Source organism: Staphylococcus sp. NWU MK-U1, assembly GCF_033283505.1.
Lineage (GTDB): Bacteria > Bacillota > Bacilli > Staphylococcales > Staphylococcaceae > Staphylococcus > Staphylococcus haemolyticus.
Genome location: NZ_JAVSMG010000001.1, coordinates 506979 through 520730, shown reverse-complemented (window position 1 = coordinate 520730; position 13752 = coordinate 506979). Strand labels below are relative to the sequence as shown.

Below are 13752 nucleotides of genomic sequence, written 5' to 3'. Positions count from 1 at the left end.
CTGTAATGAGAGGAAGGATTTATTTGACGCAAACACCCTATGTTGAACAGAAATTAGCTGAAGAGAAGGTATTCAAAGACCCTATTCATAAATATATTCACGTCAAAGATCAACTTATTTGGGATCTTATTAAGACAAAAGAGTTTCAACGTTTACGTCGTATTAAGCAACTAGGCACATTATATCTTTCTTTTCATACTGCAGAGCATAGTCGTTTTGGCCATTCTTTAGGTGTATATGAAATCGTGCGACGCATGATTGACGAATCATTTGTGGGACGAGACGCTTGGAACAATGAAGATAGACCATTGGCATTATGTGCAGCATTATTACATGATTTAGGTCATGGTCCATTTTCACATAGTTTTGAAAAGATATTCAATACAGACCATGAAGCCTTTACGCAAGCAATTATTACTGGACCTACTGAAGTTAATGAAGTTTTAAGTCGCGTATCGAGTACTTTTCCTAAAGAAGTTGCAGAAGTAATTAACAAAACGCATCAAAATAAACTTGTAATTTCTATGATTTCATCGCAAATTGATGCTGATCGAATGGACTATTTACAAAGAGATGCTTATTTTACGGGCGTCTCTTATGGCACATTTGATATGGAACGTATTTTACGTTTAATGAGACCATCTAAAGATGAAGTTCTTATTAAAGAGAGTGGAATGCATGCCGTTGAGAACTTTATAATGAGTCGCTATCAAATGTATTGGCAGATATACTTTCATCCGGTTAGTAGAGGCGGAGAAGTATTGTTAAATAATTGTTTGAAACGTGTTAAACAATTGTACAATGAGGGGTACCATTTTAAGATGTACCCAGAAGATTTTGTTCCTTTTTTTGAAGAGAAGGTTACAATTGAGCAATACGTTGATTTAGATGAAGTCGTAGTACTTTATTATTTGAAGAAATGGATACAAGAAGATGATGCAATTCTCAGTGATTTAGCACGTCGTTTTATAAATAGAGACTTATTTAAATATATCCCATTTGATGGTTCAATTATTACTATTACTGAACTACAAGAGTTGTTCATAGAAGGTAATATTGATCCGAACTATTATTTTGTTAGTGAGGCTTTCTCTGATTTACCATATGATTATGATCGACCTGGTTCTAATAGACAACCAATACATTTATTAAGACGTAATGGTAGTATTAGAGAAATTAGTAGTCAATCACTCGTTATTTCAAGTATTACAGGTATTAATCGTGAAGATTATAAATTATACTATCCTAAAGAAATGATTCTTAATATTGAGAATCCACAAACTAAGGGTTCTATTATTAATCTGCTTAATGAATTGAATTAAGTCATTGAAACTTTATTATATAACGCATAATATAGAGATTATGAATTCAAGTTTTTCGGAGGTGTCATGTGTGTCTGAGAACAAAGGTTTTAAATTTAATATTATCAAGAATGACCCGCTTGACGGGCATAAAGGGACGAATATAGGCTCAATTAGTTTAGATAATATTGCACCAGTATTTATAGATGTTGCGAATAAAGAGGCGTTTATAGATATAGGTGGTATGCATGCACGTGCTCAAGTTGAAAAAGGTGTTAAATGGATAAATGACAAATCGGAAGTTGAAGGCGAAGAAGCTAAAGAATATTGGCTTTGCTGGGTGACTACTGAACGTAGTGAGAGTGGTCCATATTATGCTGGTGTTACTGCATGTTATTTATTAGTTAACAAAAGTATACGACGTGGTTATAAAAGTATGCCTGAACATGTTAATATGATGGATAAATCTATGAAACATAAAATTATCATTGACCACATTGGCGAGGAAAATAAAAAAGTTTTAGCAGACTTTTTAAAATCTCATAATGAAGAGATGTGGAATAATTCTAGTGAGGAATTATTCAAAGCTTTTGAATAATATAAACAGTATTAGGAGTAGGACACTACGCTTAAAATAGCCAGTAAGTGCATTTGTATAAATGTACTTACTGGCTGTTTAAATTAAGATCTTTTGTTTCAATTAAATCTGGTTATGAATACTCAGTAATTATTTTAAAGGTTCACCAATGTGATATTCACTATCTATCGTGCTCATTACGGTGTTATACACTTGTTGTAATGGTATGTTTTTGTGTTCACTGATTGATTTAATATCTTCAAACTCGGGTTTCATTTTTAAGATTTGCCCATTTTTTAATGCGAATTTGACTTTAATTTGACCATATGGTGTATCTACATCACGAAAGGCTCTTGTTAAAATATGTCTATTCACCGTGTAACTTCGAATGCCTAGGGATGATGTATGTGTTAATACTAAGTTCTCCATGGTTTCTTTATCGTTAACTTTACATAGAACTGTCAATTGAATCGCAGGGCGGTTCTTTTTCATTGTAATGGGTGTATAGTAAACATCCAATGCACCATGATTGAGAGACTTATCCATAAAGTGACCTAACATTTCAGGAGTCATATCATCAATTTGGCACTCCATTACCTGTACTTTGTCGTGAGAAGATTGTTGATTATCTTGAAATTGGATGAAACGTAAAACATTTGGGAAATCAAAGTCTTTATTACCAGCTCCATATCCAATTTCCTGCATAGTTGCAGATGGAAAAGGACCAAATTGTGTGACTAAACTTTTAGCAAATGCAGCTCCTGTAGGTGTAGTTAATTCGCTTTGTACATCAAATTCTGCTAACGGAATATTTTTTAAAATTTCAGCAGTAGCAGGTGCTGGTATTGGATAAATACCATGTGCAATATTAATTTTCCCATTACCTGTAGGGATTGGTGAACAATAAAGTGTATCGATACCAAGTTGTTCAAGTGCGATACAACCACCTATAATATCTATAATTGAATCCATTGCACCGACCTCGTGAAAATGAACATCTTCTATTGTCATACCATGGATTTTAGCTTCTGCATGAGCGATAGTATTAAAAATAGCTTTACTACGTTGTTTAACACGTTCGGATAATCGACTATCATCTATTAACTTAAAGATATCAGAAGCTTTACGATGATGGTGATGTTCATGAAAATCAATGTTCAATGTCATAGCGTTAATACCCTGTTTAACTTTCTTTTGAAAGTGAAGGGCAAAGTCATCAATAGGTAGTTGTTTTAATTCACTCTCGATTATTTTAGGATCGGCACCTAAGTCAACCAGTGCAGAAAGTAGCATGTCACCAGCAATGCCGGCATGACAATCTAAATATAAAGCATTACTCATAATTGTAGCTCCGTTCTATTGATTTTCTAGCATCTTAATAATCATTGCAGCGTTATAACCTGCGCCAAAACCATTATCTATATTAAGTACACTTGTTCCTGGTGCACATGAATTAATCATTGATAGTAGCGTTGTTATACCATTAAGATTGGCACCGTATCCAACACTAGTAGGTACAGCATAAACAGGGTGATCAACTAAACCACCGACCACACTAGCAAGTGCGCCTTCCATACCAGCAATTACAATCGATACTTTACCATTGCGAATATCCTGGATTTGTTCAAATAGACGATGGATACCAGAAACACCTACATCATAATGACGTTTAACTTGAATACCCATTACTTCAGCTGTGATTGCAGCTTCTTCAGCGATAGGTAAGTCGGATGTGCCGGCACAAAGTATTGAAATATAGTGATGTGATTTTTCAATTGATTCAAGAGAAGTGCAGACTATATTTGCTTCGGTATAGTAGTCTAGGTTTGGATGATGTTGTAATACATAAGATGCTTTTTCTGGATTAATACGTGTGACCAAAATCCTATTGTGATGATTAGACAAACTTGTAATAATTTGATTGATTTGTTCTTTTGTTTTACCTTGCCCAAATATTACTTCAGGAAATCCTTGGCGCTTTGCTCTATGTAAATCAATTTTAGCAAAGCCCAATTCGTCATAATGACTGAGTTGGGCTTTAGCTTCATCAATTGATATTTGATTTGATTTTACACCTTCGAGCAAGTCTTCAATAAAGTTAGAATCTTTACTCATGGGTATACGTCCTTACACTAATTTTGTCGCTTTTGTATCAATGACTTCGTTCATACTACCAGTTCTGTATCCTTCTAAATCAACAGTTACATAGTCGAAACCAAGTTCTTTTAAGCGTAATGTAATCTTGTCTTTATTTTTAATTACAGTTGTTAAGTCATCTTCTGATACTTCAATACGTGCAATATTTTGATGGTAACGTACACGCACATTATTAACGCCTAAACTTAAAATATGTTTTTCAGCTTCATTTACTTTATTCACTTTTGTGAAACTTAATTCTTCACCGTAAGGAATACGTGAAGCCAGGCTACATAAAGCAGGTTTATTCCACACTGGTAAATCGTGTTGTTTACTCAATTCTCTAATTTCTGATTTATATAGTTGTGCTTCTTGTAGCACACTACGTACATCATATTCATCTCTTGCTTTTAAACCTGGGCGGAAATCTTCTAAATCATCCATAATCATTCCGTCTAAGACATAATTGAAACCTAAATCTTCTTTGATTTGAGTTAATTTGCTATACATTAAACGTTTGCTATAGTACCAACTTTCAGGTGTGTTTTTAACGATATTGGCATCTTCTAATTCCGCCATTTCAGTTTCCATTACTCCTATACCTAATTCATGACCTAAAGAAATAGCTTGATCAAATTCTTCGTTTCTGAAAAGTTCAGACTTAACAACCACAGGTTTAACATGATCTATGCCTAAAACGTCAATAGCTTTTTTAAGTACTAAACTACTATCTACACCACCTGAAAAAGCGATTACTACACTACCCATATCTTCTAATAATTGATTTAATTTGAGTTCTTTATTTTGTAATTCAGTCATATTTATCAATCCTTTCATTATGCTTCATCTTCTACGTAAGGAATAGTTAATGGACCTTGAGGCATAACACCAATACTTAATTTTCTGCCATATTGTTTTTCTAAATCAGCAATTGTTTGTTCGATGTCTGATGTTGGATTCAGCATAGAATCTTTAAGTTGTTGGTCTGTTAGCTCTGAATACACATATACATTTGCGAATGTTTGAATGCTTGCTTGTTTTTGAACTTGCCATTGATCTACTTCTGAAAAGTTAGGATCATGAATCAAGTCTAAAATGCCTTGTGGTGTGTCAGCCATTTTGAATATCTCGGCGAATTTACCGTGATCAGGGAAACCATCCGCGCACTCAGATACCATAATGATATTGCCGCCTTCTTTCACAACTTTACTAGCAGCACTCATACCTTTAACGGTTTGATATAAGTTTTGATCAAGAGGGTAGCCGGAATTTGAAGCTATAACGACATCGAAGCGGTCATCACATTTGAACATTGCGTGTTCTTTAACGTAAGCACAGCCTTCTTTATGCGCTTCAAATACATCACCACCAAATGCAGCTGTAATGTGTTTATCTTTATTTAATGCCACATTTAACATGAAGTCTGGTTTGCACATCGTATTGACTTCACGGGCCATATCTTGAACAGGATTATCTTCTAAATTGCCCCATGTTGATCGTGGATCGCCAATCATTTTGACATTGTGGAAGGTCTTAATGGTTTCAAGACCTGCTATACCAGGCATGATTCCTTTAGGTCCTCCAGAGAATCCGGCAAAGAAATGAGGTTCGATAAAGCCAATCACAATTTTGAAATCAGATTCGACATAATCTTTATTTAAATAGGCATCACAACCATACTTACTATGTCCAACTTTGACTAAACTTTCTTTTTCATCGCAGTGGTTATGAACAATTTTTACGCTATCAACAATATCTTCACCTAACATTTGAATAAGCTCGTCACGTGTTTGATCACGATGCGTACCCGTACCGTTAATAATTACAAAATTCTCACGTGGAACATGGCTTAATTCTTCAATTAGTAATGGTACTAGAATATGATTAGGTGTTGGTCGAGTGATATCACTAATGACAATTGAAACAATGTCATCTCTTTTAACAATTTCTTTGAGTGGTTTAGAGCCAGTTGGTTGTCGCAAAACATTTTGAATTGCTGAAGTATAATCATCTAATGCTTCGATTTTTTGAGGTTCTATTACTGTACTATCATCAGGAACATTGACTTCTACTTCAGACTTCCCGTATAGGACATGTGTTTTCACTGAAAATCCCTCCATAAGTCTTGATGCAATCGTTAATATAAAGTAATTATATAATTGTTATATGTAAAATTATAGCATATCTATATAGAGATTCTAAATGCAATACGTGGAGTTATAATGTGTTGAAAGTAAGTGATATCAGCAATTTGATAAATTTAAGGAATTGAAACTTAAAGATTTAAAAAATTAAAAAAATTATAAGATAAAGTATTTCCATTTTTGAAAGCGATTGCATATAATAAGTGTAGATTTACAGATTCATCATTAAATGTTAATTGAACAAGGAGTGATTTACCATGAAGGCAGCAGTAGTAACACATGATCACAAAGTGAGTGTAGAAGATAAAGAAGTACGTGACTTGAAACCCGGTGAAGCTTTAGTTCAAACGGAATATTGTGGTGTATGTCATACAGATTTACACGTTAAAAATGCAGACTTTGGTGATGTTACAGGTGTAACATTAGGCCATGAAGGTATTGGACGTGTCATTAAAGTTGGTGAGGGCGTTGAATCTCTTAAAGAAGGGGATCGCGTTTCGATTGCTTGGATGTTCGAAAGTTGTGGACATTGTGAATACTGTACGACAGGTCGTGAAACATTATGCCGTGATGTTAAGAACGCAGGGTATACAGTAGATGGTGCTATGGCTGAACAAGTTATTGTTACAGCTGATTATGCAGTAAAAGTGCCTGAGAACTTAGATCCTGCAGCAGCATCTTCAATTACATGTGCTGGTGTAACGACTTATAAAGCTGTAAAAGTAAGTAATATTAAACCAGGTCAATGGATTGGTGTATTTGGTATTGGCGGCTTAGGTAACTTAGCTTTGCAATACGCTAAAAATGTATTTAACGCTAAAGTTGTGGCATTCGACATTAGTGATGAAAAATTAGATTTCGCTAAAGAATTAGGTGCTGATGCCGTTGTTAATACTAAGCACCAAGATGCCATTGAAGAAGTAAATAAATTAACTGATGATAAAGGATTAGACGCAACAGTTATTACAGCTGTAGCAAAAACACCATTTAACCAAGCGGTTGATGTTGTGAAAGCAGGCGCACGAGTAGTAGCAGTAGGTTTACCTGTTGAAAAAATGGACTTAGAAATCCCTCGTTTAGTGTTAGATGGTATTGAGGTTGTAGGTTCATTAGTAGGTACGCGTCAAGACTTAAAAGAAGCGTTCCAATTTGCGGCTGAAGGAAAAGTAATTCCTAAAGTGCAAACACGTGAATTAGAAGAAATTAATGATATCTTTGAAGAAATGGAACAAGGTACAATTACTGGACGTATGGTAATTAAATTTTAATAAATACTATAAATAGTCGAGAGAGTGAGTTCAATTTGAATTCACTCTCATTTTATTTCCATTAATTTAGGGTAAATAAATATTGAAAAGAAAGGAAGATGTTTATGAGTCATATTAAAGGAATCAATCATATTGGTTTAACAGTACTAGATATTGAAGAAGCAACAACATTTTTAAAAGAAGCATTCGGCGCAAAAATTGCATACGATGCATTAACTTACGAAGATGAACCGAGAGAGGGCGCAGAAGTTGAACGTATGTTAGGTTTATCGAAAGGTGCTAGAATTGTACGTCAAAGAATGATTGTCATTGGAAATGGTCCAAATATTGAAATGTTCGAAGTAGAAAGTAATAATCAAAAAGATCCACTTAAGTTAGAGGATTTAGGATTTAATCATATCTCATTAATGGTGGATGGCATTGAAGATGTACTAGAAGATGCTAGACGTGCAGGTGCTGAACCTTTATCTGAAACACATGATAATTCAACTTATGAAGATTCAGAAGGTAGTAAAAGTGTTTACGTTAAAGCACCATTTAATGCCTTAATTGAACTACAAGCTATACCAAATGGTTATTATTATCCTGAAGATAGTGAAGCTAAAGTGTTTATACCAGGGGAGTAATATTGCCATTAGCAACTACTTAACTATTTGAAATTTTAAAAGCTACTCTATAAATACTATGGAATAGCTTTATTTTGTGTATGAAGATATTTAGTTTATTAGCGTTTACCCTAGATTGCAATAATAGTTATTAACAAACTGAAAAAATTTATAATTAATGTAAAATTGCATTTTAAGTAATATTGTTGTAATATTGTAATCGAATCGTAACATGTTAAATGTAAGGCGATTCGATTAAAGATGAGAGGAAGATTCATATGAATAGAACTGCCAAAGCAATTGTTAGTGCAACTTTAGCCATGGGAACAGTATTCGGAGTCGGAGCCTCAGTAGAACAACCACATCATAATCAAGCACATGCAGCTACTACACCATATTATACTTATAGTGGCTACGTTAATAACGATGGGTCATTTTTATTAAACAAGACATTTAAAAATGCTGTTAAGTATGGAAATGTTACTTTTAATGGAACGAAAATTGTGCCGCAATCAGGTACTAGCAGTAAATTGAATAATTTCAATAAGTACGATCAATCATTCTTCTCAGTGAAGTCCGGGAAAAAGACTGCAACATCTGTCCAAATTAAAGTGAATAACGTAACTATTAAACAAATAAAATCTGTATATGGTAAAGATTTAGTAGAGCAAGCAGATGTTCACGGTCATAAAAATCCTAATACTGATGTATACAAATTAGTTGGCGGTCAAAATGGTAATTATCATACGCCAGTAACATTTGTACAAAAGAACGGTAAAGTTCAATCAGTTAATATTGGATTTGAAGGCTCAGGGGCTTAGAATGTGTGTAAAATATAATGTCCATAAATAGTTGAAGTAACTACATTTTTCTATAATTTAGTTAACATGGAAACTAGCATAGATGCAGAAATTCCCTCACTATTGGTGTAGTGAGGGGATTTGTTAGTGTAGCTAAAGTCGCATATTTTTAATTATTAATATTTTATTTTTTGAAGTGATTGTGTGAAAAATACTTAAAATTAGTCTATCTACCAGTTATATGATCAAGTAATTTAAACATAACTTCTTTATTCTCTTTAGGAACTTCGCGTTCAATAATTTCTTGTGGAGTTTGGTTTAATACAGAATCAACCGCATAAGAAAAATCATTAGTTACAATTTCTTTAACTTCAAAAGGCCCTGGTTCGAAATGAAATTGCAAACCAATAACATTGTTATTTAACAAAAACCCTTGATTAGTTAAATATTCACTAGAGAAAAGTAATTCTGCATTTTTAGGTATTTGGAACATTTCTTCATGCCAATGCAATGCCATTAATTCTTTTGGTAAGTCTGGTATTGTATTTGTTTCAAGATATACTTTATCCCAACCTACTTCTTTTACTGGTGCCTTACTTACTGTATACCCAATTGCTTTCGTTATTTGTTGAGCACCAAAACAAGCGCCAAATATTGGCTTTTTCTCTTTTAACAATACTCTTATCAATTCTCTTTCTTTAAGAATCCAATCATCTAAATCATTCGGACTCATAGGACCGCCTAAAATGATAAGTAAATCTGTTTCTTCTGCTTTCGGTAGAACACCATTATAAAAATAAGGGTGATAAATATATAAATCATGCCCATTCTCTTTAGCCCAATCTCCAATAGCGCCTACACCTTCATTAGGTGTGTGTTGTAAAACGTTGATTCTCATTTCCTTAACTCCTTAAAATAATAACTAATTATACAGTAGGATATCTTTTATTACTATGGTTTAATTATTTATTGATGATGAGTATCGAAATAACAATTGAGCAAAATGGCAATGATACTTATTATAAGTATAGATATTTTGAAATTGATAAATGAAAGGTGAATATTATGGAGAAAAATCTACAAAAAAAAGCAATAGAATCAATTCAACATTCACATTTAATAGGATTGTCATTAGTGAATTTCATTATTTTCGCATTTTACTATTTTATATATACAGGTCCAGGTATAAAAGGGCACATGCCTCTATATATGAAAATATATTTAATAGGGTCATTATTATTATGGTTGCTTCTTTATTTACAAGAACGCGAGTATATTTTTAAAAATTATAATCGAAAAAATTATAAGTTTAGAGTTGCAATATATATGACTATCAATCTACTTTCAGGATACAATATTCCATTTTTAATTAGTTCTGCTTATGCTTTTTATTTTGCAGATTCTAGAGACGATACTTTTACATATTGGTTGTTAATTTGTGGGATCATAACGGTCTCTGCTATAGGACTCTTCTTCTTTTGTTTAGGCGAATTTCAGATGTTTGGTATCCAAAAGGGTAGTTTTATTAGAATGATTGGAATTTTAATTGTTTTATTATCATTTGGACTGTTGTTGTATGTATCATTAATTGTTCCTGTTGATTCTGAAGAAAATAGAACGATTTGGATGGGAATGATAATGTTATTTTGTAGCCATATGCTTATTGTACGAACATATTTTTATTTAGGTCTTTTAGATTATGACATTAGAGAAGATGGGGTGAAATTACAATAGAATTAAGTATGCTCATATTATCCAATAGCGTCAAAATAACATTTGAAATTGATAAAGAAGAAAATGGGTTAGAAAGTTTAAATATGATAAGTGGATTTTTTAATTGTTAAATATAAATACCTAATTGGATCTATAGCATTTTCAAGAGTGCTAGTATGGAATAATGAGTATCAGTATACAGTATTTATTTCTTTAAATGATTAATTGCAACATATCCCTGAATTAAACATAGAATATATTGATATGTTAGAAGTTGGATCTACTCTATTAAAAATATTTTAATATTTGAAATATTAATTTTGCTATAACACAATTAGAATTAGAAGAAAGAATGGATTTGGATGTTTTTGCATCAGTAAAATTAAGAAAAGAAATACACAATATTAAAATACGCAATCTTATCTAGTATCGAATATATCGCACATCTCAATTTCTACCGTTGTTTAATATGTTTCTTCTCATTAGTTGAGTCATTGTGTGAAATCATTTTGCATTTCTCCACTCACCAGTGTTATAATTTAGCTAACAAGAGCTTCGTGCATTATATGCACCAATCCCCTCACTATTGCGAGTAGTGAGGGGATTTTTTAGGTGGTGGCTAATATCGCCTATTTATTCTTATTGTTACGTGTACGTAGCCAATGCGTAAATAACGCAACAATACAACCACTGATGACTGTGGTCGTGATGTGAACAAGAGCTTCGACCATCTGATATGCACCTCCTCTCTGCGCCTAAATTGACGCCTGAGAGATAGGCGACCTATATATTATAGCATCTCCGAATATACGATGATCGCTAACTTCTGATAAGTCATTTTATGTGAATATTTATCAAAATAAAACCTATCTGTAATTTCTTTAATCCGTGTTTATTAAAATAGATGAAGATCGTTGAATATATCCTTGATTAATTACTACTAAGTCATAATTCATACTCAATTTATATTTTGCTTAAGGGGTATAATAATGTTTTCAAAAATGCTCTAAAACTGAGAAGTATCACCTACATGCACTATCTAATTTATGCTATAATGTGGTGTATTATTTAGAAGCTAAGGTGAGGCAAACGTTGAATAAGAATATAGACGTTCAAACGAAACAAGTTCTAAAACAAAATGGCGAAAAACAAAAATTTGAATTTACTGCTCAAGGTTCATGGCAAAAGAAAAACGCAGATTATATTCGATACCAAGAACAAATTGAAGATGCAGTCGTTAATGTAACAATTAAAATTGAGGAACGCGGTGTTAAATTAATACGCAAAGGCGACATTAATATGAATCTTCACTTTGTGGAAGGTCATGATACGACTACACTTTACGATATACCAGCTGGTCGTATTCCTTTAACTGTTAAAACACGTAGCATCCTGCATTTTGTGAATGAAAATGGTGGAAAATTAAAAATTCAATACGAGTTACATCAGAACGATGAAAAGATGGGCTCATATCAATATGAAATTAATTATAAGGAGATAAGCGAATGAATATTATTGAAAAAGTAAAATCAACTTTAATAGAAGAAATTAAAGCAAGTATTGAAAAAGCTAATCTGGCTGAAGATATTCCCGAAATTAAAGTAGAGATACCAAAAGATACTAAAAACGGGGATTATTCAACGAATATTGCAATGGTATTAACTAAAATTGCAAAACGTAACCCACGTGAAATTGCTCAAGCTATCGTTGATAACTTAGACACAAGTAAAGCGAACGTGAAGCAAGTAGATATCGCTGGCCCTGGTTTCATCAATTTCTACTTAGATAATCAGTATTTAACTGCAGTTATCCCTGAAGCTATCAATAAAGGTGACAAATTCGGTTATGCCGAAGAATCTAAAAATACGAATATTTTATTAGAATATGTATCAGCGAACCCAACTGGTGATTTGCACATTGGTCATGCTAGAAATGCTGCTGTAGGTGATTCATTAGCTAATATTTTAATTGCTGCAGGTTATAATGTAACACGTGAATATTATATTAATGACGCGGGTAATCAAATTACTAACTTAGCACGTTCTATTGAAACACGTTTCTTTGAAGCACTTGGTGATACAAGCCATGAAATGCCAGCAGATGGTTATAACGGTAAAGATATTATCGAAATTGGTAAAGATTTAGCTGATAAACACCCTGAAATGAAAGACTACTCTGATGAAGAACGTCTTAAAACATTCAGACAATTAGGTGTCGATTATGAAATGGATAAATTAAAAAAAGATTTAGCTGATTTCAACGTCCACTTTGATAACTGGTTCAGTGAAACATCATTATATGAAAATGGTGCCATTGATAACACATTAGCTAAAATGAATGAACTCGGCTATACGTATGAAGCGGATGGCGCGACATGGTTACGTACATCTGATTTTAAAGACGACAAGGACCGTGTATTAATTAAAAAAGATGGTAATTACACTTATTTCACACCAGACACTGCATACCACTACAATAAAATTAATCGTGGAAATGATATTTTAATCGATTTAATGGGTGCCGATCACCATGGTTACATTAACCGTTTGAAAGCTAGTCTTGAAACATTTGGTGTAGATAGCGATCGCCTTGAAATTCAAATTATGCAAATGGTGCGTTTAATGCAAGATGGCGTTGAAGTGAAAATGAGTAAACGTACAGGTAATGCGATTACTTTACGTGAAATTATGGATGAAGTAGGTATTGACGCTGCACGTTATTTCTTAACAATGCGTAGTCCTGACTCTCACTTTGACTTTGATTTAGAACTTGCGAAAGAAAAGTCACAAGACAATCCAATTTACTATGCTCAATACGCACATGCACGTATTTGCTCAATCTTAAAACAAGCGAAAGAACAAGGTGTTGAAGTTACTGCTGAAGCTGACTTTTCAACAATTACGAATGAAAAAGCAATCGACTTATTGAAGAAGGTTGCTGAATTTGAACCAACTATTGAAAGTGCAGCAGTAAGTCGCGCACCACATCGTTTAACAAACTATATTCAAGATTTAGCTTCTGCATTCCATAAATTCTATAATGCTGAAAAAGTATTAACAGATGATGCAGAAAAAACAAAAGCACATGTTGCTTTAGTAGATGCAGTTAGAATTACGTTACACAATGCTTTATCATTAGTAGGTGTATCAGCACCTGAAACAATGTAAATAATTATGAAATAACATAGATATCAATTATCATATTACCC

Annotated in this window: 14 protein-coding genes; 8 read left to right on the top strand and 6 right to left on the bottom strand. The window is 33.1% G+C overall.

The window, feature by feature from the left end; all coding sequences use genetic code 11:
- The first annotated feature begins 5 nt into the window (after window positions 1–5).
- On the top strand, window positions 6–1322 hold the full coding sequence (locus tag SBL16_RS02655) for an HD domain-containing protein (RefSeq protein WP_172592541.1): 1317 nt from the start codon (window positions 6–8) through the stop codon (window positions 1320–1322).
- 40 nt (window positions 1323–1362) lie between these two features.
- Entirely contained in the window at window positions 1363–1899 is a 537-nt protein-coding gene (locus SBL16_RS02650) for a YwhD family protein (protein ID WP_162838998.1), read from the top strand.
- Window positions 1900–2028: 129 nt separating this feature from the next.
- Here SBL16_RS02650 and larC read toward each other — a convergent pair whose 3' ends face one another.
- From larC to larA, 4 genes are read right to left on the bottom strand one after another with little or no spacing between them, the layout of a single operon-like run.
- Window positions 2029–3219, bottom strand: a complete 1191-nt coding sequence (gene larC, locus SBL16_RS02645; RefSeq protein ID WP_107611795.1) for a nickel pincer cofactor biosynthesis protein LarC — start codon at window positions 3217–3219, stop codon at window positions 2029–2031.
- 15 nt (window positions 3220–3234) lie between these two features.
- Window positions 3235–3993 (bottom strand): nickel pincer cofactor biosynthesis protein LarB, encoded by a 759-nt coding sequence (gene larB, locus SBL16_RS02640; protein WP_053017138.1) that lies wholly within the window; start codon window positions 3991–3993, stop codon window positions 3235–3237.
- A 12-nt stretch (window positions 3994–4005) separates the two neighbouring features.
- Complete coding sequence (gene larE / locus SBL16_RS02635; protein ID WP_182703531.1) at window positions 4006–4833, bottom strand: ATP-dependent sacrificial sulfur transferase LarE; 828 nt, start codon at window positions 4831–4833, stop codon at window positions 4006–4008.
- Between the two features lie 17 nt (window positions 4834–4850).
- A complete protein-coding gene (larA, locus tag SBL16_RS02630; RefSeq protein ID WP_107611794.1) occupies window positions 4851–6119 on the bottom strand; it encodes a nickel-dependent lactate racemase in 1269 nt (422 codons plus the stop codon).
- Window positions 6120–6415: 296 nt separating this feature from the next.
- On the opposite strand from larA, the gene adhP reads away from it, so the two are divergent.
- The 3 genes from adhP to isaB all read left to right on the top strand — a co-directional run bounded on the left by adhP (window position 6416) and on the right by isaB (window position 8852).
- A complete protein-coding gene (gene adhP, locus SBL16_RS02625; RefSeq protein ID WP_317952635.1) occupies window positions 6416–7426 on the top strand; it encodes an alcohol dehydrogenase AdhP in 1011 nt (336 codons plus the stop codon).
- A gap of 104 nt (window positions 7427–7530) precedes the next feature.
- On the top strand, window positions 7531–8052 hold the full coding sequence (locus SBL16_RS02620; RefSeq protein ID WP_053041195.1) for a VOC family protein: 522 nt from the start codon (window positions 7531–7533) through the stop codon (window positions 8050–8052).
- A gap of 257 nt (window positions 8053–8309) precedes the next feature.
- Window positions 8310–8852, top strand: coding sequence for an immunodominant staphylococcal antigen IsaB family protein (gene isaB, locus SBL16_RS02615; protein WP_107611792.1), 543 nt, complete (start codon window positions 8310–8312; stop codon window positions 8850–8852).
- 205 nt (window positions 8853–9057) lie between these two features.
- Here isaB and SBL16_RS02610 read toward each other — a convergent pair whose 3' ends face one another.
- On the bottom strand, window positions 9058–9729 hold the full coding sequence (locus tag SBL16_RS02610; protein WP_107611791.1) for a type 1 glutamine amidotransferase: 672 nt from the start codon (window positions 9727–9729) through the stop codon (window positions 9058–9060).
- 167 nt (window positions 9730–9896) lie between these two features.
- Between SBL16_RS02610 and SBL16_RS02605 the strand changes: the two genes are divergently transcribed.
- Window positions 9897–10565, top strand: coding sequence for a DUF5079 family protein (locus SBL16_RS02605; protein ID WP_107611790.1), 669 nt, complete (start codon window positions 9897–9899; stop codon window positions 10563–10565).
- Between the two features lie 608 nt (window positions 10566–11173).
- Here SBL16_RS02605 and SBL16_RS02600 read toward each other — a convergent pair.
- A complete protein-coding gene (locus SBL16_RS02600; protein WP_107611789.1) occupies window positions 11174–11275 on the bottom strand; it encodes a type I toxin-antitoxin system Fst family toxin in 102 nt (33 codons plus the stop codon).
- A 361-nt stretch (window positions 11276–11636) separates the two neighbouring features.
- On the opposite strand from SBL16_RS02600, the gene SBL16_RS02595 reads away from it, so the two are divergent.
- The gene (locus SBL16_RS02595) at window positions 11637–12053 is read left to right on the top strand and encodes a DUF1934 domain-containing protein (protein ID WP_016930880.1); all 417 of its coding nucleotides are present in this window, start codon (window positions 11637–11639) and stop codon (window positions 12051–12053) included.
- Entirely contained in the window at window positions 12050–13711 is a 1662-nt protein-coding gene (gene argS / locus SBL16_RS02590) for an arginine--tRNA ligase (RefSeq protein ID WP_107611788.1), read from the top strand. Before SBL16_RS02595 ends, argS begins: the two co-directional genes overlap by 4 nt.
- The last annotated feature ends 41 nt before the right edge of the window (window positions 13712–13752 follow it).